This is a genomic window from Plantactinospora sp. WMMC1484 (assembly GCF_049315195.1).
Classification (GTDB): domain Bacteria; phylum Actinomycetota; class Actinomycetes; order Mycobacteriales; family Micromonosporaceae; genus Plantactinospora.
In genome coordinates, this window is sequence record NZ_CP186055.1 from 1,466,071 (window position 1) to 1,487,628 (window position 21,558).

General features: G+C 71.9%; 19 protein-coding genes. 11 read left to right on the plus strand and 8 right to left on the minus strand.

Annotation, left to right across the window (positions count from 1 at the left end; all coding sequences use genetic code 11):
- Positions 1-128 precede the first annotated feature (128 nt).
- The 3 genes from ACN28C_RS06445 to ACN28C_RS06455 form a co-directional block, all read right to left on the minus strand.
- Positions 129-1,106, minus strand: a complete 978-nt coding sequence (locus ACN28C_RS06445) for a pectate lyase family protein (protein WP_422772645.1) — start codon at positions 1,104-1,106, stop codon at positions 129-131.
- A gap of 359 nt (positions 1,107-1,465) precedes the next feature.
- Entirely contained in the window at positions 1,466-2,320 is an 855-nt protein-coding gene (locus ACN28C_RS06450; RefSeq protein ID WP_422772646.1) for a MaoC/PaaZ C-terminal domain-containing protein, read from the minus strand.
- Between the two features lie 95 nt (positions 2,321-2,415).
- Positions 2,416-3,744: a 3-oxoacyl-ACP reductase gene (locus ACN28C_RS06455; RefSeq protein ID WP_422772647.1), complete on the minus strand. Its 1,329-nt coding sequence runs from the start codon at positions 3,742-3,744 to the stop codon at positions 2,416-2,418.
- A 57-nt stretch (positions 3,745-3,801) separates the two neighbouring features.
- On the opposite strand from ACN28C_RS06455, the gene ACN28C_RS06460 reads away from it, so the two are divergent.
- From ACN28C_RS06460 to purB, 5 genes are all read left to right on the plus strand, one after another.
- On the plus strand, positions 3,802-5,094 hold the full coding sequence (locus ACN28C_RS06460) for an acetyl-CoA C-acetyltransferase (RefSeq protein ID WP_422772648.1): 1,293 nt from the start codon (positions 3,802-3,804) through the stop codon (positions 5,092-5,094).
- Between the two features lie 180 nt (positions 5,095-5,274).
- Positions 5,275-5,946 carry an ArsR/SmtB family transcription factor gene (locus tag ACN28C_RS06465; protein ID WP_422772649.1) on the plus strand — a complete coding sequence of 224 codons (672 nt, stop codon included), beginning with the start codon at positions 5,275-5,277 and terminating at the stop codon, positions 5,944-5,946.
- A gap of 5 nt (positions 5,947-5,951) precedes the next feature.
- On the plus strand, positions 5,952-7,289 hold the full coding sequence (locus tag ACN28C_RS06470) for an MFS transporter (protein WP_422772650.1): 1,338 nt from the start codon (positions 5,952-5,954) through the stop codon (positions 7,287-7,289).
- 127 nt (positions 7,290-7,416) lie between these two features.
- The gene (locus ACN28C_RS06475) at positions 7,417-9,207 is read left to right on the plus strand and encodes a sugar ABC transporter permease (protein ID WP_422772651.1); all 1,791 of its coding nucleotides are present in this window, start codon (positions 7,417-7,419) and stop codon (positions 9,205-9,207) included.
- A 62-nt stretch (positions 9,208-9,269) separates the two neighbouring features.
- A complete protein-coding gene (gene purB, locus ACN28C_RS06480) occupies positions 9,270-10,694 on the plus strand; it encodes an adenylosuccinate lyase (RefSeq protein ID WP_422772652.1) in 1,425 nt (474 codons plus the stop codon).
- Positions 10,695-10,772: 78 nt separating this feature from the next.
- Here purB and ACN28C_RS06485 read toward each other — a convergent pair whose 3' ends face one another.
- Positions 10,773-11,231: a YbjQ family protein gene (locus ACN28C_RS06485; RefSeq protein WP_422772653.1), complete on the minus strand. Its 459-nt coding sequence runs from the start codon at positions 11,229-11,231 to the stop codon at positions 10,773-10,775.
- A 221-nt stretch (positions 11,232-11,452) separates the two neighbouring features.
- Positions 11,453-12,109: a S1 family peptidase gene (locus ACN28C_RS06490; RefSeq protein WP_421497510.1), complete on the minus strand. Its 657-nt coding sequence runs from the start codon at positions 12,107-12,109 to the stop codon at positions 11,453-11,455.
- A 391-nt stretch (positions 12,110-12,500) separates the two neighbouring features.
- Here ACN28C_RS06490 and purS point away from each other — a divergent pair, with 391 nt between their 5' ends.
- From purS to ACN28C_RS06510, 4 genes are read left to right on the plus strand one after another with little or no spacing between them, the layout of a single operon-like run.
- Complete coding sequence (gene purS, locus ACN28C_RS06495; RefSeq protein WP_421496086.1) at positions 12,501-12,764, plus strand: phosphoribosylformylglycinamidine synthase subunit PurS; 264 nt, start codon at positions 12,501-12,503, stop codon at positions 12,762-12,764.
- Positions 12,761-13,444 carry a phosphoribosylformylglycinamidine synthase subunit PurQ gene (gene purQ / locus ACN28C_RS06500; RefSeq protein WP_422772654.1) on the plus strand — a complete coding sequence of 228 codons (684 nt, stop codon included), beginning with the start codon at positions 12,761-12,763 and terminating at the stop codon, positions 13,442-13,444. The genes purS and purQ overlap by 4 nt, the downstream gene beginning before the upstream one ends.
- The gene (gene purL, locus ACN28C_RS06505) at positions 13,441-16,320 is read left to right on the plus strand and encodes a phosphoribosylformylglycinamidine synthase subunit PurL (protein ID WP_422772655.1); all 2,880 of its coding nucleotides are present in this window, start codon (positions 13,441-13,443) and stop codon (positions 16,318-16,320) included. Before purQ ends, purL begins: the two co-directional genes overlap by 4 nt.
- A 56-nt stretch (positions 16,321-16,376) precedes the next feature.
- Complete coding sequence (locus ACN28C_RS06510) at positions 16,377-17,171, plus strand: 2-phosphosulfolactate phosphatase (protein WP_422774553.1); 795 nt, start codon at positions 16,377-16,379, stop codon at positions 17,169-17,171.
- Between the two features lie 242 nt (positions 17,172-17,413).
- Here ACN28C_RS06510 and ACN28C_RS06515 read toward each other — a convergent pair whose 3' ends face one another.
- Both ACN28C_RS06515 and ACN28C_RS06520 read right to left on the minus strand, forming a co-directional pair.
- A complete protein-coding gene (locus ACN28C_RS06515; RefSeq protein ID WP_422772656.1) occupies positions 17,414-17,596 on the minus strand; it encodes a DUF397 domain-containing protein in 183 nt (60 codons plus the stop codon).
- A complete protein-coding gene (locus ACN28C_RS06520; RefSeq protein ID WP_422772657.1) occupies positions 17,577-18,371 on the minus strand; it encodes a helix-turn-helix domain-containing protein in 795 nt (264 codons plus the stop codon). Before ACN28C_RS06520 ends, ACN28C_RS06515 begins: the two co-directional genes overlap by 20 nt.
- Positions 18,372-18,758: 387 nt before the next feature.
- On the opposite strand from ACN28C_RS06520, the gene ACN28C_RS06525 reads away from it, so the two are divergent.
- Positions 18,759-19,028: a hypothetical protein gene (locus tag ACN28C_RS06525; protein ID WP_422772658.1), complete on the plus strand. Its 270-nt coding sequence runs from the start codon at positions 18,759-18,761 to the stop codon at positions 19,026-19,028.
- Positions 19,029-19,031: 3 nt separating this feature from the next.
- Positions 19,032-19,316, plus strand: coding sequence for a hypothetical protein (locus ACN28C_RS06530; RefSeq protein ID WP_422772659.1), 285 nt, complete (start codon positions 19,032-19,034; stop codon positions 19,314-19,316).
- Between the two features lie 162 nt (positions 19,317-19,478).
- On the opposite strand, the gene ACN28C_RS06535 is transcribed toward ACN28C_RS06530, so the two are convergent.
- The gene (locus tag ACN28C_RS06535; protein ID WP_422772660.1) at positions 19,479-21,470 is read right to left on the minus strand and encodes a carboxypeptidase regulatory-like domain-containing protein; all 1,992 of its coding nucleotides are present in this window, start codon (positions 21,468-21,470) and stop codon (positions 19,479-19,481) included.
- Positions 21,471-21,558 lie beyond the last annotated feature (88 nt).

A 21,558-nucleotide genomic window follows, 5' to 3' on the forward strand; every position in this document is an offset into this window, starting at 1 on the left:
TCCCCGCCTTCTCGGTGCTGTGTCGGCGGGGTGCTCCGGTCCGGGAGGACCGGAGCACCCGGGACGTCACCGTGCCGTGGGCCCGGATCGGCTCTGGTCGGCCCGGCGGCGACCGTCCGTGCCGCGGCTCAGATCCGCCCGGTGCCGGCGCCGCCGGTGACGATCGACTTGACGTTGGCGGCCGGGTCGAGGCTGTAGCCGTACGGGATGCCGGCGACGCTGCCGCCGGTCTGGCCCGAGCCGGAGTTCACGAAGTGGTTGTTGCGGGCGACCAGGCCGCCGACCGGCGAGCTGCCCTCACCCCGGTGGTACGGGTCGTCGACGTTCTCGAAGTAGTTACCCTCGACGAGGACGCCCGCGTTGCAGGTCGAGGCGACCCCGTAGCCGCCGTTGCCCCGGTAGAAGTTGTTGTAGACGTGCACCGGGTTGCCGAACCGGACCCGGGGGTGCCGCTGGTTCGACCCGTCGAACCAGTTGTGGTGGTACGACACCCGCAGCCGCCCGACGTCCTCGCTGGAGTTGCTGTCGGAGTGGCCGAGCAGGAACGACTTGTCGTGGCTGAAGACCCGGTTCCAGGAGACGGTGGCGCAGTCGGAGCTGCGCTTGATGTCGACAGCACCGTCGGAGCCGTTGCTGAAGTTGTTGTGGTCGATCCAGACCCTGGTCGAGTACTGCACGTTGATCGCGTCGTCGCCCCAGTTCCGGAAGTTGATGTTCCGGATGATGACGTTGCTGACGCTGGCGACGTTGAGCCCGCCACCGGTGATGGTCGCGTTGGCGCCGACCCCGATGATCGTCTTGTTGGCGGCGACCTTCTGCATGCCGCTGAGCGAGATGGTGCCGGAGAACCGGATCACCCGGGCGCCGCTGGCCTGCATGTTGCTGATCAGACCGTTGGCGTCGCTGACCGTCACCGGGGAGGCGCTGCCGCCGCCGGTGGTGCCGCCGCACTGGGTGGCCCAACCCTCCAGGTTGAACGAGGCGGCCGAGGCGCTCGGCGTCGCGACCAGGCTACTGGCGGCGAGCGTGGCGGCGGTGGCTGCGGCGAGCAGCGGGACCCGGATGAGCCGCCGGGTGCCGCGGGTGGTGGCTTCGGTGCTGGACACAGGGAACCTCCGAGCGGAAGTGGTCCACCCCGGCGGCCGAGTCGCGGGTGGGACGCGGACGCCGCCAGCGGTGAGTGGACGGTGCGGCCGGGGCTGCCGGCCACACCGGGGACGGTCTGCTGGAAAGCGCTTTCCAACATCGAACGAAGACTATCGATACGGACTATCCGTGTCAATGACAAATCTCGATGCATGTTCCCTCTGTCGGGCTTGACCCGGGAGGGTGATCAGTCCGATTCGGTCCGGCGGTGACTCGGTCCGGCGGCTGGCCGGTCCGGCGGTGGCTCGGTCCGGCGGCTGGCTGGTCCGGCGGTGGATCGGTCCGGCGGCTGGCTGGTCCGGCGGCTGGCCGGGCCCGATCAGGGTGTCGCCGGGGTCGCCTCGCCGACCAGGTACGGGCGGCCGCGCGACGGGTCGTGCAGGCCGAAGGTCCAGCCCTCGGCGGCGGAGAAGGCGACCGTGCCGGGCAGCGGCAGCGGTGCCTTGAACGCCACGTCCACCGTGTACGCGTCGGGCAGCCGCCCCTCCAGCGCGGCGAGGCAGCGTGCCTTGCTCCACATGCCGTGCGCGATGGGACGGGCGAAGCCGAAGAGCCGGGCGGCGATCCGGGAGGTGTGGATCGGGTTGTGGTCTCCGGAGACCCTGGCGTAGTCCCGGCCCACCCCGGACGGCACCCGCCACAGTCCGGTCGGGGCCGGCGGTGCCGGACGCTCACCCGGGCCGCGCCCGGCACCCTCCCGCGTCGTACGTTCCCGCCGCAGGTACGTCGACAGCCCGCGCCACACCACATCCCCGCCCGACGAGGCGGTGCAGACGACGTCGAACTGCCGGCCCCGGTCGTGCGGGCGCAGGTCGACGGCGCGTACCGAGAGGTCCAGCGGCTCGGCGGCGTCCATCCGGCGGTACGTGGTGATCCGGTTGGCCACGTGGACCAGCCCGACCAGGGGCAGCGGGAATTCCGGCGCACTCATCAGGCGCAGGGCCAGCGGAAAGGCGAGCACGTGTGGATAGGTCGCCGGCAGCGCGTCGCGGAGCCGGAATCCGCACACCCCGTCGTACGCGGCCAGGTGGTCACGGTCGACGACGACCCCCCGGACCAGCAGTTCGGTCGCCGGGAGCCGGCCGGCGCGCCGGGCCGGGCCGAGCCCCGGAGCCAGCCCGATGGCCGCCCGGCGGTAGAGCGGCCCGACCGCCGGCACCGCCGCAAGCTCCACCTCGGACCCTTCCGGCACTTCGCCGGCTGCGCCCTCGGTGGCGGAGTCTGGCCTTCCGGTTACGCCATCGGTGGCGGGGTGCGGCTGCTCGTTCATCAGGCCCCCAGCATGCTCTGGCCGCAGACCCGGATCACGTTGCCGGTGATTCCGGCCGAGCCGGGCGAGGCCAGCCAGGCGATCGTCTGCGCAACGTCGACCGGCAGCCCGCCCTGCGCCATGCTGTTCATCCGCCGGCCCACCTCCCGGATCACCAGCGGAATCCGGGCGGTCAGCCGGGTCTCGATGAAGCCCGGCGCGACCGCGTTCACGGTGATGCCACGGTCGGCCAGCACCGGAGCCATCGACTGCACCAGGCCGATCACCCCCGCCTTTGAGGTGGCGTAGTTGGTCTGCCCGGGGTTGCCGGCGATCCCGGCGATCGAGGAGACCCCGATCAGCCGCCCACCGTGCGGGATCAGGGCACGGTCCAGCAGCACCTCGTTGATCCGTTCCTGGCTGGAAAGGTTGACCTCCAGAACCGAGTCCCACCGGTCCGGCGTCATCCGGCCGAGCGTCTTGTCGCGGGTGATTCCGGCGTTGTGCACGACGATGTCGACCCGGCCGTGCCGGTCGGCCAGGTGGTCGGCAAGCCTCAGTGGCGCGTCCGGCGCGGTCAGGTCGAGCTGCACCGCCGTACCGCCGACGGCGTTGGCCACTCCGGCGAGTGCGTCACCGGCGTCCGGCACGTCCAGCGCGACCACCCTGGCGCCGTCGGCCGCCAGGACCTCGGCGAGGGTCGCCCCGATCCCCCGGGCGGCCCCGGTGACCAGCGCTATCCGGCCGTCCAGCGGGCGGGTCCAGTCGACCTCCGGCACCTCGGCCGGGCCGATCCGGATCACCTGGCCGGAGACGTAGGCCGAGCGGCCGGAGAGCAGGAAGCGCACGGTCGACTCGACGGCCCGTTCGGCGCCGGGTGCGACGTAGACGAGCTGTGCGGTGGTGCCCCGGCGGAACTCCTTGCCGATGCTGCGGGTCAGCCCCTCCAGCGCGCGCTGGGCGGTCGCCTCACGGATCGACGCGCAGTCCTCCGGCGGGGTGCCGAAGACCACCACCCGGCCGGAGGGGTGCAGGGCCCGGGCCAGCGGGTGGAAGAAGTCGAAGAGGGCCCGCAGCCCGGACGAGTCGGTGATCCCGGTGGCGTCGAAGAGGAGGGCTGCCTGGCGCGGCGTGTTCGGATCGGAGATCTCGACGCCGGCAGAGGTGAGCAGCTTGGCCAGCGGTTCGACCAGGCGGCCGCCGGGAGCCGCGTCGACGCGTACCGGGCCGTGGGTCAGCGGGTCGCCGGGGTGGTACCGGCGCAGCCGGGGCGGGTCGGGCAGGCCGAGGCGCTTGACCAGCGCCCGGCCGGGTGCGGTATGGGCGAAGCTCGCGTACCTGTCACTCATGGTCGTAGCCTACCGGCGGGTAAGGTATGAACAACCCTGCGTTCTGGAGGTGTCACCATGACAGCCGTACGCCGTGTCGCGGTCATCGGAGGCAACCGGATCCCGTTCGCCCGATCGAACGGACGGTACGCCAAGGCGTCCAACCAGGACATGCTGGCGGCCGCCCTGGACGGGTTGATCGCCCGGTTCGGCCTGGCCGGTGAGCGGCTCGGCGAGGTGGTCGCCGGTGCGGTGCTCAAACACTCCAGGGACTTCAACCTCACCCGCGAGGTGGTACTCGGCTCGCGGCTCGACCCGCGCACCCCGGCGTACGACCTCCAGCAGGCCTGTGGCACCGGCCTGGAGGCGGCGATCCTGGTCGCCAACAAGATCGCGCTCGGCCAGCTGGAGGTGGGCATCGCGGGCGGGGTGGACACCACCTCGGACGCGCCGCTGGCGGTCAACGAGGACCTGCGGCGGACCCTGCTGGAGATGAACGCCGCCCGGACCCTCGGCGGGCGGCTGAAGGCCGCGGCCCGGCTGCGCCCGGCCCAGCCGTTCCGACCGGAGATCCCGCGCAACGCCGAGCCGCGTACCGGACTGTCGATGGGTGAGCACGCGGCGATCACCGCCCGGCGGTGGAACGTCGACCGGCAGGCCCAGGACGAGTTCGCGGTCCGCTCGCACCAGCGGCTCGCCGCCGCGTACGAGCGCGGCTTCTTCGACGATCTGCTCACGCCGTACCTGGGGTTGACCCGGGACCAGAACCTCCGGCCGGACACCGATGTGGAGAAGCTCGGCAGGCTGAAGCCGGTCTTCGGCAACCGTGGGCCCGACACCGAGCAGGCGACCATGACCGCCGGCAACTCCTCCCCGCTGACCGACGGGGCGTCGACCGTGCTGCTCGCCTCCGAGGAGTGGGCCGAGGCGCACAAGCTGCCGGTGCTGGCCTGGTTCGGCCCGTCTGCCACCGCCGCGGTCGACTTCGTGCACGGTGACGAGGGTCTGTTGATGGCTCCCGCGTACGCCGTCCCCCGGCTGCTCGCCCGGACCGGGCTGGCGTTGGCCGACTTCGACTATTACGAGATCCACGAGGCGTTCGCCTCACAGGTGCTGGCGACCCTCGCCGCCTGGGAGTCGCCGGAGTTCTGCAAGGAGAAGCTGGGGCTGGACGCCCCGCTGGGCACGATCGACCGGGCGAAGCTGAACGTCAACGGTTCGTCGCTGGCCGCCGGACACCCGTTCGCCGCGACCGGCGGCCGGATCGTCGCGACCCTGGCCAAGCTGCTCGCCGAGCGAGGCTCGGGACGCGGACTGATCTCGATCTGCGCGGCCGGCGGCCAGGGCGTCGTGGCGATCCTGGAACGCTGAGCCCTCGCCCACTGCCGGCTGATCCCCGATCCTCACCTGGACACCAGAGGCGTTATCGCCTGGCCATAACGCCTCTGGTGTCCAGGTGACCAGAAGCCGTCGTCCTGGTGGCGACGGGGGTCGAGCTGACCGCCCAACAAATGTTTGATAGTTGTGTGCGGCGCTCGTACACTCCCAAACATGTCTTTGGCAGTTGATGGTCCCGAGCCCTCGGAGCCACCGGAGTCACCGGAGCGAGAGCCGGGAAGCGACAGCCCTCGGCCTGGGCCGGGCGATCCGGCGGTGGACGCCACGGCCCGGCTCCGCGCACTGGCCCACCCAATCCGGCTGCGAATCCTGTCCCTGCTCACCGCGTCGGCGCTGACCGCCGCCGAGATCGCCCGTGAGCTGGACCTGACCCACGCCAACGCCAGCTACCACCTGCGGCACCTGCTGGCCGCCAACATGATCGAGGTAGCCGGCGAGGAACGGATCCGGGGCGGCACCGCGAAGCGTTACCGCTACGACGCGTCCCGCGACTTCGACTGGCGGCCGGGGCAGGCGGCCGAGACGGCCGAGACGGCCGGGACGGCCGGGACGCCCGAGGTCACGGCCGGCGAAGCAGCCCCCGACCCTCGACTGCTCTACGCCGCGCTCGCCGCCGAGTTGCGCCGTCGCGCCGCTCAAGTCCGCCGCGGGCCCGGCAACTTCCTCACCGACGCCGAGTTCTGGGTCGACGCCGAGACCTGGGCCGAGATCCGCGACACCATCGCCGAGGCGTCGGCCCGGCTGCACGCCGCCGCCAAGCCCCCGCGCACCCCCGGCACGTCCCGGGTGAGCGCCACCGTCGCACTGTTCCGGATGGAGGAGTGAGCTCCGTGCGTACCCGTGAAGCAGTCCTGGCGCCGCTGCGGCACCGGCCGTTCCGCTACCTGGCGATCGGCCGTGCCGCCACCATGCTCGGCAACGCGGTCGCGCCGATCGCGCTCGCCTTCGCCGTACTCGATCTCACCGGCAGCGTCCGCGACCTGGGCCTGGTGGTCGGCACCCGGTCGCTGACCCACGTTCTCTTCCTGCTCTTCGGCGGGGTACTGGCCGACCGGTTCCCCCGGCAGGCGGTGATGGTGGTCTCCTGCACATTCGCCGCCGCCACCCAGGGTGCGGTCGCGGCGCTGGTCCTCACCGGTACCGCGACGATCCCGGCGCTGGTCGCGCTCAGCGCGCTCAACGGCGTGCTGGCCGCCTTCGCCTGGCCGGCCGCCGCCGCCCTCGTCCCGCAGACCGTGCCGGCCGAGTTGCTCCAGTCGGCCAACGCGCTGAACCGGCTCGGTACCAACGCGGCCATGATCGGTGGCGCGTCGCTGGCCGGCGTGCTGGTCGCGGGCGTGGGGCCGGGCTGGGGCCTGCTCGTCGACGCCGCGACCTTCGCGCTGGCCGGGCTGGCGTTCGCCGGGGTACGAGTCGCCCCACTCGCCCGCCGGGCCGGGGAACGGGCCAACCCGTTCCGGGAGTTGCGCGAGGGCTGGACGGAGTTCGTCGCCCGGTCCTGGGTCTGGGTGGTGGTACTCGGCTTCCTCCTCTTCAACTTCGCCTACGCCAGCGCTGTCAACGTGCTCGGTCCGGCCGTCGCCGACGAGACCATCGGCCGCCCGGCCTGGGGCCTGGTACTCGCCGTCCAGACCGGCGGGATGGTGGTCGGCGCCCTTGTCGCGCTGCGGTTGCGGGTACGCCGGCTGCTGCTGGTCGGGGTGCTCTGCATGTTTGCCGACGTGCCACTGGTGGTCGGGCTGGCCTGGGCGCCCTCGATTGCCGTGCTGGTCGTCGCCGCCTTCGTCGCCGGGGTGGCCATGGAGCAGTTCGCGGTCGCCTGGGAGACCTCGATGCAGCAGAACATTCCCGCCGACCGGCTCGCCCGGGTCTACTCGTACGACGCACTCGGCTCGTTCCTGGCGATCCCGCTCGGGCAGATCGCGATCGGCCCGGTTGCCGAGGAGTTCGGATACGAGACGACCCTGCTGGTCGCGGCCGGGATCATCCTGGTCGCGGTGCTCGGCATGCTCGCCGATCCCGGCGTACGCCGGCTCTCCACCCAGCCCACCACCACCGCCGCACCCACCCAGCCACCGTCGTCCGCGGGCGCACCGTCGTCCGCGGGCTCACCGTCCTCGGCTGTTTCGTCCACACCGGGTGGGTCCTCGGTGTCGGTGGCACCGTAGGCGGCGCCGGCTGATCCGGGGTTGCCGGAATCGGCATCGACTGAGCGTTCGTCCGGGCCTTCTCGCGTGTCGGAGCGGAGATCGCTACGGTCTCGATGACCGGCGAGTCGAGCGGGGGTGGGCGGGAATGAGCTATCCGGAACAGCCGATCGGAACGGGGCAGGTTCCACCCGTAGGCCAGCATCCGCCGCAGCAGTACCGGCCCGAGCAGTACCCGCCCCATCAGCAACCGCCCCACCAGCAACCGCCCCACCAGCAACCGCCGCCGCAGTATCCGCCACGGCAGGCGGCCGCGGGTTCGGCAGGCCCGGCGCTGCTCGGCGTCGTGCTGCTGCTGCCGGCCCTGGTCGCACTGATTTTGTCGTACGTCGTACCGACCTTCTCCACGGTGCTGACCAGCTTCCGCCAGGAGGACCTGATCCGGACGCCGCGATCGGCCGGTGTCGACAACTACCGGACGATCTTCGAGGACGGCCTCCTGAGCCAGATCGGCCTGGTCGTGCTGCTCGCCCTGCTGCCACTGGCGTTCGCGCTGGTGCTCGCGCCGCTGCTGGCGCTCGTCGCCGACCGGGCCGGCCGGCGGGCCCGGCTGCTGACCCGGGCCGTACTCGCGCTGCCGGTCGCCGGCTACGCCCCGGTCGCGATGTTCCTGGGTTGGCGGCTGCACCGCAGCGAGCCCGAGTTCTCCGTGGCCGGCGCGCGGTTGGAGTTGACCTGGGTGGTCGCGGCGACATCGTTCGGACTGGTCGTCGCGGTCGCCGCGACGGCGTTCCTGAGCGCGCTGCGTCGACCGGAGTCGGGGCGGTGGCCGTTCCAGGCCGTGCTCACGGTCGCCGGGTTCGTCGGGCTGGCCGTCCTCGCCGCGGTGATCCAGATCTACACCGCCCCGGCGCTGCTCACCGGGGGCGGGCCGACCCGTTCCACCGTGACGCCCGTGCTGGGGGCGGTACAGGTCGGCTTCGTCACCTTCCGGCTGGGCGTGGGGGCCGCCACCTCCACGCTGCTGCTGGTCATGCTCGGCGTACTCGGACTCGTCGCGGCCGGACTGCTGGTGGTCACCCGTACCCGGATCGAGTTCGACGGGTGGCGGGACCGGCCCGGCCCGGCACCCGGCCCGGCACCCGGCCCGGCGGGTGGCCGGTCCGGCCTGTTGTTCGGGATCGTCGTCGCGGCGCTGGTCGTGCTGCTGGCCGTCTTCGCCTGGGCCGCCGCGCCCTGGCTGCGGTACGCCTTCAGCAGCCCGGACATGCCCGGCGGCCCTGGCCTGCCCGAGATTCTCGTCGACACCTGGCTGCCGCCGCTCGTCTCGGCGCTGGTGTCGGTCGGCCTGGCGGCGGTGGCCGGCTTCGGCATCGGCGCGCTGCGGCCACTGGGCCGGTGGAGCGAACTGCTGCTACTGCCGTTCGCGCCGTGGCTCTTCGTCGGCACCGGCCCGCTCGCCATCGCCAACTTCAAGTGGGTCAGCGAGAACGACCTGCTCAACACGTTTCTCGGGCTGATCCCGCCGGTCTGGCTCAGCGTGCCGGCGCTCTTCGTCTGCACCCTGCTGTTCCGGGGACTGGAGCCGAGGTGGCGGTCGGACGGCGACCCCGCCCGTACGGTGCTGTTGCCGGCGCTGCCCATGCTGGCCGCCGCCGTGCTGCTGACCTGGCTGTTCCACGCCCAGCAACTGCTCTGGCCCCTGCTGGTCGCACCCAGTCTGGAGAACGCGCCGGCCCCGTTGCTGGCGAACCTGTGGGCGCAGCAGTTCAGGTCGTCGAGCGGGGAGAGCCTGAGCCTGATACTTCCGCTCCCGTTCCTCGTCCTGTTCCTGCTGGCGTTCGTCGCGCTCCAGGTCGGCTACCTGGATCGGCTTGCCGTCCGGGCCGGCCGCTCGTCCGCAGAGCCGGTACCGCCCCCGCCGGGCGGGGCCGGATAACCGGAAACTCCGTCGACCCGCCCGCCGGGCCGGCACCGGTCGGGATGGTCGAGAATGGTGGGGTGACCGGCATCCCCAACGTCCTCGCCAACCGCTACGCCTCGGCCGAGTTGGCCGCCCTCTGGTCCCCGGAGGAGAAGATCCGGATGGAACGGCGGCTCTGGCTGGCCGTGCTCCGGGCGCAGCGTGATCTCGGCGTACCGGTGCCGGACGGGGTGGTCGAGGCGTACGAGCGGGTGCTGGACGACGTCGACCTCGCCTCGATCGCGGCCCGGGAGCGGGTCACCCGGCACGACGTGAAGGCCCGGATCGAGGAGTTCGGCGCGCTGGCCGGGCACGAGCACGTGCACAAGGGGATGACCTCGCGGGACCTGACCGAGAACGTCGAGCAGCTCCAGGTCCGGGCCTCGCTGGAACTGGTCCGGGACCGGACGGTCGCCGCCCTGGCCCGGCTGGCCCGGCTCGCCGTCGAGCACGCCGACCTGGTGATGACCGGCCGCTCGCACAACGTCGCCGCCCAGGCGACCACGCTGGGCAAGCGGTTCGCCAGCGCCGCCGAGGAACTGCTGATCGCCTACGAGCGGCTGACCGACCTGATCGAGCGCTATCCGCTGCGCGGCGTCAAGGGGCCGGTCGGCACCGCCGCCGACCAGCTCGACCTCTTCGACGGCGACCCGGCGAAGGTCGCCGAGCTGGAGCGCCGGGTCGCCGAACACCTCGGCTTCGCCCGGGTGCTGGACAGCGTCGGGCAGGTCTATCCACGTTCCCTCGACTTCGACGTGATCTCGGCATTGGCGCAGACCGCCGCCGCGCCGAGCAGCCTGGCCACCACGATCCGGCTGATGGTCGGCCAGGAGCTGGCCACCGAGGGGTTCCGGCCCGGCCAGGTCGGCTCCAGCGCGATGCCGCACAAGATGAACACCCGGTCCAGCGAGCGGGTCAACGGCTTCGCGGTGGTCATCCGGGGCTACCTGTCGATGGTCGGCGAGCTCGCCGGGGACCAGTGGAACGAGGGTGACGTCTCCTGCTCCGTCGTCCGGCGGGTGGCGCTGCCGGACGCGTTCTTCGCCGCCGACGGGCTGTTCCAGACCTTCCTCACCGTGCTTGACGAGTTCGGGGCGTACCCGGCGGTGATCGCCCGGGAACTCGACCGCTACCTGCCCTTCCTGGCGACCACGAAGATCCTGGTCGCGGCGGTACGGCGGGGTGTGGGGCGGGAGACCGCGCACGAGGTGATCAAGGAGCACGCGGTGGCGGTGGCCCTGGCGATGCGGGAGAAGGCTGCCGCCGACAACGATCTCTTCGACCGACTCGCCGCCGACGGTCGACTCGGACTGACCCGGGGCGAGATCGACGAGCTGGTCGCCGACCGTACCGGCTTCACCGGTGCGGCGTCCGCGCAGGTCCGGGCCGTCGCCGACCGGGTCGCCGCGGTGGTCGCGGCGCACCCCGAAGCCGCCGCGTACGACCCGGCCCCGATCCTCTGACGGCTCGCACGCGTGTCACGCGTTAGGAGGGGGCCCTTCTTCTACCGAAAGCGATATGCGGGGGCCCTTCCTTGCACGTCAGCTGCGGGGGGTGGGGGTGCCGGCGGCGCTGCCGAGGTCCGGGGCGCTGGGCGCCTCGGCGATGGCGCCGGAGTCCAGCGGTTCGGCCAGGTGGGCGGTTTCGGCGGCGACCTTCGGTTGGTCGGCCGGCGGCTTCTCCGGCGGCTGCCGTACGGCCACCACCGCCGTGCCGTACGCGCAGAGCTCCATCCACATCTCGCCGACCTCGCGGTGGTCGAAGCGCATCCCGATCACCGCATTGGCGCCGAGCCGGGTGGCCTCCTCGCCCAACTTCTGCACGGCGTCGGTACGCCAGCGGGTCAGGTTCTCGGGCGCCTTGGGATCGTAGGCGCCACCCCGAAGGTTCTTGACCCCTTCCCGATAGGGATTCCGGGTCCGGGCCTGGGAAGATACGACCTCGCCGAGTACTGCGCGGATCTCGTACCCCGGTAGATGATCCGTCGTCACGACCAGCACAGCTTCGATGCTGGCAGAGCATCCCCCACCCGTTTGCGAGGGCTGTTCACATCACCCCAGTTTGCGAAACGGCGCGCAGGCCCGGAAACAGCGCGGAGAACCGGATAACCGCAGCGACGCCCGGATACGGCGCGGAGGGCCGCCAACCGCGCGGCGCGGACGTCCCGGCCCAGCCGGGACGTCCGCGCCGAACCCCTGAGGAGGGTTTGGGTGGATCTGTACTAGACCCCGGCGACCGAGGTGATCCAGGACCGGTTGTAGGCGACGCTGCCGTAGTTCTGGATGCTCTGCCCGTCGGCGGTGGAGGCGACCCCCACCTGGGCGCCGTTGTAGACCTGCGGGCCACCGGAGTCGCCGCGCCAGGCGTTGCCGTTGATCCGACTGCTGCGGATCGCCCGCCCGCCGTACGCGTCGGTGACGCTGGTGCTGGTCACCCGCACGGTGGCGGTCTTGAGGGTGGTGGACGCCGAGCAGCCGCTGTAGCAGGTCATGCCCCAGCCGTAGATCGAGTTGGTGGAGTTGACCGGCGGATAGCTGCTGGACAGCGGCATGTAGCTGGTGCTGATCGAGGTGGAGAGGTTGAGCAGTGCCAGGTCGTAGCGGGCGTAGGCGCTCGAGACGCCGCTTGTCACGCCGCCGGAGGACCGGTTGACGCTGCCCACCCGGACCGACATCGTGCCGCTGACGCAGTGCCGGGCGGTGAGCACCCAACGCGCCGCGATGATGGTGCCCGAGCAGGTGAACGAGCCGTTGCTGAAGACGGCCGCGGCCCACGGGGCCGACGAGACGGTGCCGCCACCGATGATGTACGGGGTGACGGGGGCGGCGGAGACGGCGGACGGCGCGACGAGCGCGCCGGCCAGAGCGGTGGCGAACATCACCAGGGTTCGGCGAAGACGCACGGGGGGCTCCTTCCGGGGGGTTTACCCGGGGTCACCGGGTCGGTTGAGCCGCCGTCGGCGGAGGGATGTCCGCCGTACGGATCTGGACAGTCAACGTTCGGAGTGGAGAACCGGACGTTTGACGCCACACGCTAAGCCGTTCGTCACCTATTCACAAGGGTGAACCTCTGCGGCCGGTTTCGACCCCCCTCCGACCCCCCTCCGGCGGCACTCCGGTCCGCCCGGAGCCTCCCGGCGGGCACCCGGAGTCGACCGGTCCGTCGACCGGCTGGCCCGTGCGTCAAGTTGCTGGTCGGCCGGGTACGCTGGCTGCGCTCGCCCCTTTCGTGGGCCGGCACCCAACTGCGTACACAGTCAGGAGTGCCCAGTGCCTCGCGTCGTCGTCGACGTCATGCTCAAGCCGGAGATTCTCGATCCTCAGGGCCAGGCCGTCGCGAATGCGCTGCCGAGGCTCGGAGTCACGGACGTGTCCTCCGTGCGCATCGGCCGGCGGATCGAGATCGAGTTCACCGGCCAGCCGGACCTGGACCGGGCCCGGGAGATCGCGGACAAGCTGCTGGCCAACCCCGTGATCGAGGACTTCTCGATCCGGGTCGCCGACGCCGCGGGCGCCGGGGAGGGCAACCCGTGACCGCCCGGATCGGCGTGGTGACCTTCCCGGGCTCGCTCGACGACCACGACGCGGCCCGGGCGGCCCGGATCGCCGGCGCCGAGGCGATCCCGCTCTGGCACGACGACCCCGACCTGCACGGCGTCGACGCCGTCGTGCTGCCCGGCGGCTTTTCCTACGGCGACTACCTGCGCTGCGGCGCCATCGCCCGGTTCGCCCCGGTGATGGAATCGATCGCCGCCGCCGCCCGGGACGGCCTGCCGGTGCTCGGCATCTGCAACGGGTTCCAGATCCTCTGCGAGGCGCACCTCCTCCCCGGAGCCCTGACCCGTAACCAGCACCTGCACTTCCGCAACCGTGACCAGCTGCTGCGGATCGAGGCGCCCGGCACGGCCTGGACCAACGCCTTCCAGCCCGGACAGGAGATCCTGATCCCGGTGAAGAACGGCGAGGGCTGTTACGTCGCGGACGAGCGCACCCTCGACCAGTTGGAGGCGACAGGCCGGATTGTGGCGCGCTATCTGCACGGCAACCCGAACGGGTCGCAGCGGGACATCGCGGGCATCACGAACGAGGCAGGCAACGTGGTCGGGCTGATGCCGCACCCGGAGCACGCCGTGGAGGCGCTGACCGGCCCCTCCCTGGACGGGCTGGGCTTCTTCACGTCGGTCCTCAAGCACCTCACGGGAGTGCCCGCATGATCGAACAGAGTGAGGTCGTGGGCCAGCCGGCACCACCGGAGTCGTCCGTGCCCGGCCAGGCGGTGCCGGCGGGCGCGGCGGCGGAGCTGCCGGTGAACGGCTACCCGGGCGGCGTCGACACCGTCGCGCACGCCTCGGCCACCTCCGGCGACCTCCAGCCCTACGCCGAGCTGGGCCTCCGTGACGACGAGTACGACCGGATCCGGCAGATTCTCGGCCGCCGTCCCACCCAGTCCGAGCTGGCGATGTACTCGATCATGTGGAGCGAGCACTGCTCCTACAAGTCGAGCAAGGTCCACCTCCGGCAGTTCGGCGAGAAGGCGCCGCCGAGCGACCGGCTGCTCGCCGGGATCGGCGAGAACGCCGGGGTGATCCGGATTTCCGACCAGCTCGCCGTGACCTTCAAGGTCGAGTCGCACAACCACCCGAGTTTCGTCGAACCGCACCAGGGCGCGGCGACCGGCGTCGGTGGCATCGTCCGGGACATCCTGGCGATGGGAGCCCGGCCGGTGGCGGTGATGGACCCGCTGCGCTTCGGTGCCGCCGACCATCCGGACACGGCCCGGGTGCTGCCCGGCGTGGTCGCCGGAATCGGCACCTACGGCAACTCGCTCGGCCTGCCCAACATCGGCGGCGAGGTCGTCTTCGACCCCTGCTACCAGGGCAACCCGCTGGTCAATGCGCTCTGTCTCGGCGTACTGCCGGTGCAGCGCCTGCAGAACAAGGCCGCCGCCGGGCCGGGCAACGTCGTGGTGCTGCTCGGCGCCAAGACCGGCCGGGACGGCATCGGCGGGGTCTCCGTGCTCGCCAGCGCCACCTTCGACGACGGCAGCGAGCAGCGCCGCCCGTCGGTGCAGGTCGGCGACCCCTTCATGGAGAAGCTGCTCATCGAGGCCTGCCTGGAGATGTACGACGCGCAGCTCGTCGTCGGCATCCAGGACCTCGGCGGGGCCGGGCTGACCTGCGCGCTCACCGAGACCGCCGCCGCGGCCGGCACGGGGATGCGGGTCTGGCTGGAGCGGGTGCCGCTGCGCGAGGCGTCGATGCAGCCGCACGAGATCCTGGCCAGCGAGTCGCAGGAGCGGATGCTGCTGATCGTCGCCCCGGAGAAGCTCGACGCGGTGCTGCGGATCGCCGAAAAATGGGGCGTACCGGCGAGTGCGATCGGCGAGGTGACCCCGGCCCGACCGGCGGCCGACGGCACCCCGGAGCCGGGGCGACTGCTGGTGACCTGGCAGGACCGCCCCGTGGTCGACGTGCCGCCCGGGTCCCTTGTGGACGACGGCCCGGTCTACGCGCGGCCGATGCGGGAGCCGGCCGACCTGATCCTGTTGCAGGCGGACCGGGCCGAGACGCTGCCCCGACCGGCCAGCCCGGAGGCGCTCCGGGAGACCCTGCTGCGGATGATCGCCTCGCCCAACCTCTGCGACAAGACCTGGGTCACCGAGCAGTACGACCGGTACGTGCTCGGCAACACCGTGCTGGCGCAGCCGGAGGACGCCGGAATCATCCGGATCGACGAGCAGTCCGGGCTGGGCGTCGCCATCTCGGTCGACGGGAACGGCCGGTACACCCGGCTCGACCCGTACCACGGGGCGAAGCTGGCGCTCGCCGAGGCGTACCGGAACGTGGCGGTGACCGGCGCGAAGCCGGTCGCGGTGACCGACTGCCTCAACTTCGGCTCGCCCGAGGACCCGGGCGTGATGTGGCAGTTCGCCGAGGCCGTACGCGGGCTCGCCGACGGCTGCGCCGAGCTGGGCATCCCGGTTACCGGTGGCAACGTCAGCTTCTACAACCAGACGGGCGCGGCGGCGATCCACCCGACCCCGGTCGTCGGCGTGCTCGGCGTGCTGGACGACGTCGCCCAGCGGGTGCCGATGGGCTTCGCCCGGACCGCCGGCTCCGACCACGACCTGATCTTCCTGCTCGGCGAGACCCGCCTCGAGCTCTCCGGCTCGGAGTGGGCCTGGGTCGCCCACCAGCACCTCGGCGGGGTGCCGCCGCGGGTCGACCTGGCGGCCGAGCGCGCCCTAGCCGAGCTGATCGCCGAGGCGACCCGGGTCGGGCACCTCCGCTCCGCCCACGACATCTCGGACGGCGGCCTGGCCCAGGCCCTCGTCGAGTCGACCCTGCGGTACGGCGTCGGCGCCCGGATCGCCCTGCCGGAGGAGTTCAGCGCCGGCTCGATGCCGTTCGTCTTCCTCTTCAGCGAGTCGGCCGGGCGGGCGATGGTCGCGGTGCCGCTCGGGCACGAGAAGGCGTTCACCGCGCTCTGCGTCGAGCGGGGCGTGCCGTGGACCCTCATCGGGGTCACCGACACCGCCGGGGAAGAGCTGGAGATCCGCGACCAGTTCACGATCGGGCTGGCGGAGCTGCGCGCCGCGCACAGCACGACCCTGCCGGGCCTGTTCGGCGAGGCGGCGGCCGGCGCGACACAGCTTGCCGTCGAGCCGGACCCCGGGCCGGCTGCCGAGCCTGACGCCGAGGCGACTGTCGAGCCGGGTGTCGGGGCGGATGCGGCGCCGGACGCCGGACCGGCATCGGCTGTCGAACCGGTGACCGGGCCGAGCGCCGCCGACCCGTCCGGCCGTGCGCCGGCCGCCGAGACGGAGGCCGCTCCTGCCGGACCCGGACCCGGTCCCGTTCCGGCAGACGCTACTCCGGCAGATTCCGTTCCGGCAGACGCTACTCCGGCCGCCCCGGCCGCTGCGGCCGACGGTGCGTTGGCTGATGCTGCTCCCGCCGACGGTGCGTTGGCTGATGCTGCTGCGGCGGCTGACAGCGCGCCGGGTGCCGCCGCCGAGGCGGAGCAGGATCCGGCCGGGGCGGGTGCCGATCCGGGCCGAGCGGATGCCGGGGAGCGTTCGACGGGTTGACGCGACCGCGCGGCGCTGCGGCGCGTCCCCGGTGGAGGAACCGCATCGTGACCAAAGTGGACGGATTTTCGGGTGGGTCGGGTAGCCCCGGTCAGCCGGCCGAGTCGGTCCATGCCCAGCCCGGCAGCGGGGCCAGACTCGACTGGGGACTGGCCGGCGCGGCCGAGCTGAGCCGGGTCTGCGCGGTGCTGGTCGTCGTCGACGTGCTCTCCTTCACCACCTCCGTCGAGGTGGCCGTCGCCCGGGGGATGCGGGTGCATCCCTTCCCCTGGGGTGCCCAGGCGCCCGAGTACGCTGCCCGGATGGGCGCGGTCGCCGCAGTCGGCCGCCGCGCCGTGACGCCCGAGCATCCGTGGTCGCTTTCGCCGGCCGCCCTGCATGCCGCGCCCGTCGTACCGGAGTTGGTGCTGCCCTCCCCGAACGGCTCGGCGATCAGTGCCGCCGCCAGCGCCACCGGACTAACGGTGGTGGCGGCTTGCCTGCGCAACGCCCGCGCCGTCGGGCGCTGGCTCCTCGACCAGGGGTACGGCTCGACCAGCGCGCCGATCGGGGTCGTGGCGGCGGGTGAGCGCTGGCCGGACGACAGCCTCCGGCCCGCCGTCGAGGATCAGCTTGGTGCGGCGGCCGTCCTGGACGCACTCTCCACCGTGTCCGGTGGGCTCTCGGTCGAGGCGGCGCTTGCGCTGGCCGTGCTGAACAGCGTGCCGGACGTGCCGGCTGCGGTCCGGGGCAGCGTCTCGGGGCGGGAACTCGCCAGCCGGGGTTTCGGGCAGGACGTCGAGATCGCGGTCCAGGTCGGCGTCTCGGACGTGGTGCCGGTGCTCCGCAACGGCGTCTACTCGCCGGCCTGAGTAGCGACCATCCGAGCGGCGACGCTTCCGCTACTGCCCGTAGTGCCGGTATAGCGCAGTGCCGGCTCCGATGCCACCCCCCGACCGGCGGGCCGCTGGCAACGCGGCAAGCATCAAGATCTTCGGAAAGTTATGGTTCGCCACGAACCATGGGTGACCAAGATCTTGATGACTGTGTTCCATAACGTGGGAGGTGGAGGGTGGCGGGGCGGCGTTGCCGCGCGTGGGGACGCGGACCTGCGTCAGCCGTGCGTCTTCGCCAGGTCGACGAACGACCGCCACGCGGCCGGGCCGAAGGTCAGAGTTCCCCCGTCCCGGTCCTTGGTGTCCCGGACCAACACCCGACCGGGCAGGTTGTCGGCAACCTCGATGCAGTTGCCGGCGTTGCTGCTGCTGCGGGACGACTTACGCCACTCTGGAATCATGATTATCGATCGCTTTCAGGATGAGGTCGCGGGACATGTCACAGGGTAGCGCTCGCGCGTTGACCGACTCCCAGGTGACGACGGCATGCCGCACGTCCCGCACGTGGGAGCCCACGACCCCCTCCCCGAGGGCATCGAGGTAGACCACCGTGGTCCCGTCGGGAAGGGTAGCCACGGCGAATGTACCTGCCATCCCGGGATGAAGTCCGGCCGAAAAGGGCACCACCCGCACGTGGACGTTCGGGCGGCATCCGAGGTCCACAAGATGCTCGAGCTGGGCCTTCATGATCGCACCGCGGGGACAGAGAGCGCCCTCTCCGATGATCGCTGTCAGGATGGCCGGATCAGGCCGGTCAAGCACCGTGGCTTGCCGCGCCAGCCGGATCCTGACGGCCTCCTCGATCTGCTCAGGAGTGTGCTCCCCAACTCCGATGATTGCCCGTGCGTATGACTCCGTTTGGAGCAAGCCGGGGATGACGGAATGCTCGAAGGTACGGAGTGCGATCGCGCGACCTTCGTTGTCGGCCCATGAGCGTAGCCACGGAGCGACAGCCTCGCCCCGGGATCGGTCGGCAGCGGACCGAAGTTCGCCTCCGGCCCCAAGCGCCTGCTCCAATCGTTCGGCCATGTCATCGACGGGGACGCTCCGGCCTGACTCATAGTGGCCGATTTGAGAGCCACTGATATGCACTTCTGCGCCCAGGGCATCCTGAGACATCCCGCGTTCCGTTCGAAGCTTTCGCAACAGGTGGCGGAACTCGTTTGTGTCGGCCAACTACGCCTCCCGTCCGAGTGTGGGCCACTACTGGCCCTTCTTCCTGGTTGTAGCCTGCCACTGCCCTGCCGCATTCTTCCGTCACCGTGCCGTCACAGTCCAGGGTGGAATCAGACGGAGGAGCCATCACAGCGGCCCTGCCACATCGCCGGGGAGTGGTCGCGAAGATCCGTCCCGATGGCGGGTCGTCTTCCGTCAAACGGGGGCGGCGCATGTGGAGCGGAGCCATGGCGTCGCCCCTTTCCTATTCGTTTGCGAGAGGAAGGGCAAGAGATGAGACGAGCACGCAGGGACAGACCTCGGCACCGACGCGACTGGCGCCGTCTCTGGCGGTACTGCCGGTGCGGCTGGCGGTGGCCCTGCCCGGACGGGGTCGAGCTGGTGCCGATGCCCTACGCACCGAGGGTCCCGCCGCTTACCCGCGCCGAGTTCCGTGGCGCGGTCCGCCAGGCCGCGAGCGAGGCCAGGATCACCCGCGAGGCTGCCGCGCAGCGGTACGAGGAACCGACGTCCCCGCCCGCGCCGCGCCCCACGCGTCGTTACCGGCGCGATGGCTGGAACGGTCCGACCCGCAGCTATCCCGCGCTGCGCGACGGGCGTGCCGGTCACCTGACACCCGCACAGCAGCATCGCACCCGGCACGCCGAACGGGTGTAGACCGTGATCGGGCCGTGGGCGCGCTGGGCTCGCGCCGAACGCGCGGCGCGGCGCCGCCATCCGGTCGGTCGGCACATGCCGACCGAGACCTACTGCTGCCGGTACTGCGGCGATCCGTGGCCCTGCGGACCCGCACGTCTGGCGCTGTTGATCGGCTTCAAGGGTGACCGGGTGGGGCTGATGATGTACCTCGCGGTGCATCTGCAACGAGCCCTCGAGGCGCTGCCGCACCAGCACCCGACGCTGATCGTCGGCCAGATTCTCTACTGGGTGCCCCGGCGCCAGTGAAACGCCGGTGCGCGGAATCTCACCGGAACGGCGGCGCGACCCAGCCAGGCGTCGGACGTGGGAAGGCGACACGGGCCGGGTTCGCGACGGCGAACCCGGCCCCTGCCGGTGTACCTCGTGCACGTCGCCCGCCCGGACGATGCTCGGGACGAGCGGCCTGTCCTAGTCGTCGAGCCAGTCGAGGGAGCGGCGTTCCGAACGGCTGGGCTGCTGCGGCGCACCCGACCGGCTGTGCCCGGCCGGCGGTGCGTCGTCGTAGTAACCGCCCCCGCCGCCGTGCTGCTGCTCGTAGCCGGCCCGGTCGTCGTAGCTGTTCTGGTCGTCGTAGCTACCGCGCCTCGGCTCGTAGCCCCCGCCGGTGCTCGGCTGGTCGTAACCGCCCCGGCCCGCGTCGTAGCCCTGCTGGTCGTAGCCGCCGGCCCGGTCGTCGTAGCCGTAGCCGTCGTCCGGACGGTCGTAGCCGCCACCGGTCCTCGGCTCGTCGTTGTAACCGCCGCCCCGGGCGCCGTAGCCGCCTGCGGCGTCGTAGCCGTCGTCGTCCCGGCCGTACTGCTGGGTGGGCTCGTAGCCGCCGTGAGTGGCGCCGGGCGACGCGCCGTACGCCCCGGTTTCGTACGGATCCGCCGCCGGGCCGTAGTCGTCGGCGCCGCCCCGGCCGGTGTAGCGCCCGGTCGGCTCGTCGTAACCGCCGCCCTCGTAGCCGGCGGCTCCGTTGTGCGGCGGGTAGCCGGCGCCGGAGACCGGCGCGCCGTAGCCGGCGCCCGAGCCCGGTGCGTTGCCGTAGCCACCCGCACCGGAACCGGGCGCGTTGCCGTAGCCGGCACCGGAGATCGGCGCACCGCCGTAGCCGGCGCCCGAGGCGGGCATGTTGCCGTAGGCACCCGCGCCGGAACCGGGGCGGTCGCCGTAGCCGTTGCCGCCCCAACCCGGCTGCTGCCCGGCGCCGTAACCGGCGGTCTGCGGACCGGGCAGCGGCGCACCGTACGGGTCCGGGAACTCGTCGTCGACCAGTGGGGCGCTGTGCATCATGGTCGGCGCGTCGGCCAGGTTGCCCCCGCTGACCATGGTCGGGTCGGCGCCCGCTCCGGCCCGGGTCGTGATCCGGGTGGCGTCGTCGTCGCCCCGGTAACCGCCGCCGCGCGCGGCGGCGGTGCGTGGCCCCGGACCGTCCTCGTCGTCCTCGCCGTCGTCTTCCTTGCGCCGCATCAGCAGCAGCACGATCGCGCCGACGCCGAGCGCCACCAGCAGGCCGCCGGCGAGGATCAGCACCCACGAGCCGAGACCGCCGCCGGAGTCCTCGTTGGCGGCCGGGTCCTGGGCGGCGGGCTCGTCCTCCTCGGCGCCGGCCTCCTCGGTCGGCTCCTCCTCGGCGCCGGCCTCCTCGGTCGGCTCTGCGGAGGCGTCCGGGGTGGTGGTCGGCGCGCCGGCCAGGCTGAGCTCGATGTCCTGGTTGTTCAGGCGGGCGCCGTTGCCACCGTTGACGCTGATGGTGTCGGTGATGCCGTCCTTGGTGGCCCGGATCTGGAGCCTTCCGGGGGCGATGTCCCGGCTCTGCGACCCGGTGAACCGGTAGCTGCCGCTGCCGCTCGTGGTGGCGTTGAAGTCCCGGCCCTTCCCGTCGGTGAGCCGGATGCTGGCGCCGGAGATCCCGTCGCCGGTGTTCTCGTCGGTGACCCGCCCCGAGACCTCGGCGACGGTCTGCACCTCCGGCGGCGGCTCCGGGCCGCGCACCGTGATGTTGCGCTGGGCGGAGGCGCTGTCGTCGTCGACCTCGGCGGTGATCGTGACATTGCCCGACCGGTTCTGCCCGGCCGGAACGTTCCCGGCGCGGAGCGTCACACTGTATGACTTCGTCGCGCCCAGGTCGATGGTGTCGGTGAAGTCGCAGCGCCCCTGGCACTGCAACTCGTTGATGCCGCTGCGCACGACGATGTTGAACGAGGTCTCCCCGCCCAGCACTCCGCCGTTGTTGTTCTTGACGTTGAAGCTGAGCGTGGTGGTCTGCCCGGAGGTGAGGCTGGCGTTCACCCCGGTGATGGTGACCGTCGGGTCGTCGGCCACGGCTGGTGTGGTGGGGAGTGCGAATAGTGCGCTGGCTGCCAGCGCCACGACCACACCGGCCCGGGAAATCCAGGCGCGTCGGTGTGCTGTCACGTCCACCGCCTTCCGGGGCTCCGCCGCCGACCCGTGGCCGGCCGAGGATCAACCCATACGACTACACCGTCGGCAACTATGCCTTGTC

Coding starts and splice junctions, on each gene's coding strand:
- ACN28C_RS06460 (WP_422772648.1), top strand. CDS start 3,802: ATGACAGCCGTACGCCGTGTCGCGGTCATCGGAGGCAACCGGATCCCG.
- ACN28C_RS06475 (WP_422772651.1), top strand. CDS start 7,417: ATGAGCTATCCGGAACAGCCGATCGGAACGGGGCAGGTTCCACCCGTA.
- purL (WP_422772655.1), top strand. CDS start 13,441: ATGATCGAACAGAGTGAGGTCGTGGGCCAGCCGGCACCACCGGAGTCG.
- ACN28C_RS06455 (WP_422772647.1), bottom strand. CDS start 3,744: ATGAGTGACAGGTACGCGAGCTTCGCCCATACCGCACCCGGCCGGGCG.
- ACN28C_RS06465 (WP_422772649.1), top strand. CDS start 5,275: ATGTCTTTGGCAGTTGATGGTCCCGAGCCCTCGGAGCCACCGGAGTCA.
- ACN28C_RS06515 (WP_422772656.1), bottom strand. CDS start 17,596: ATGATTCCAGAGTGGCGTAAGTCGTCCCGCAGCAGCAGCAACGCCGGC.
- ACN28C_RS06525 (WP_422772658.1), top strand. CDS start 18,759: ATGCCCTACGCACCGAGGGTCCCGCCGCTTACCCGCGCCGAGTTCCGT.
- ACN28C_RS06490 (WP_421497510.1), bottom strand. CDS start 12,109: ATGTTCGCCACCGCTCTGGCCGGCGCGCTCGTCGCGCCGTCCGCCGTC.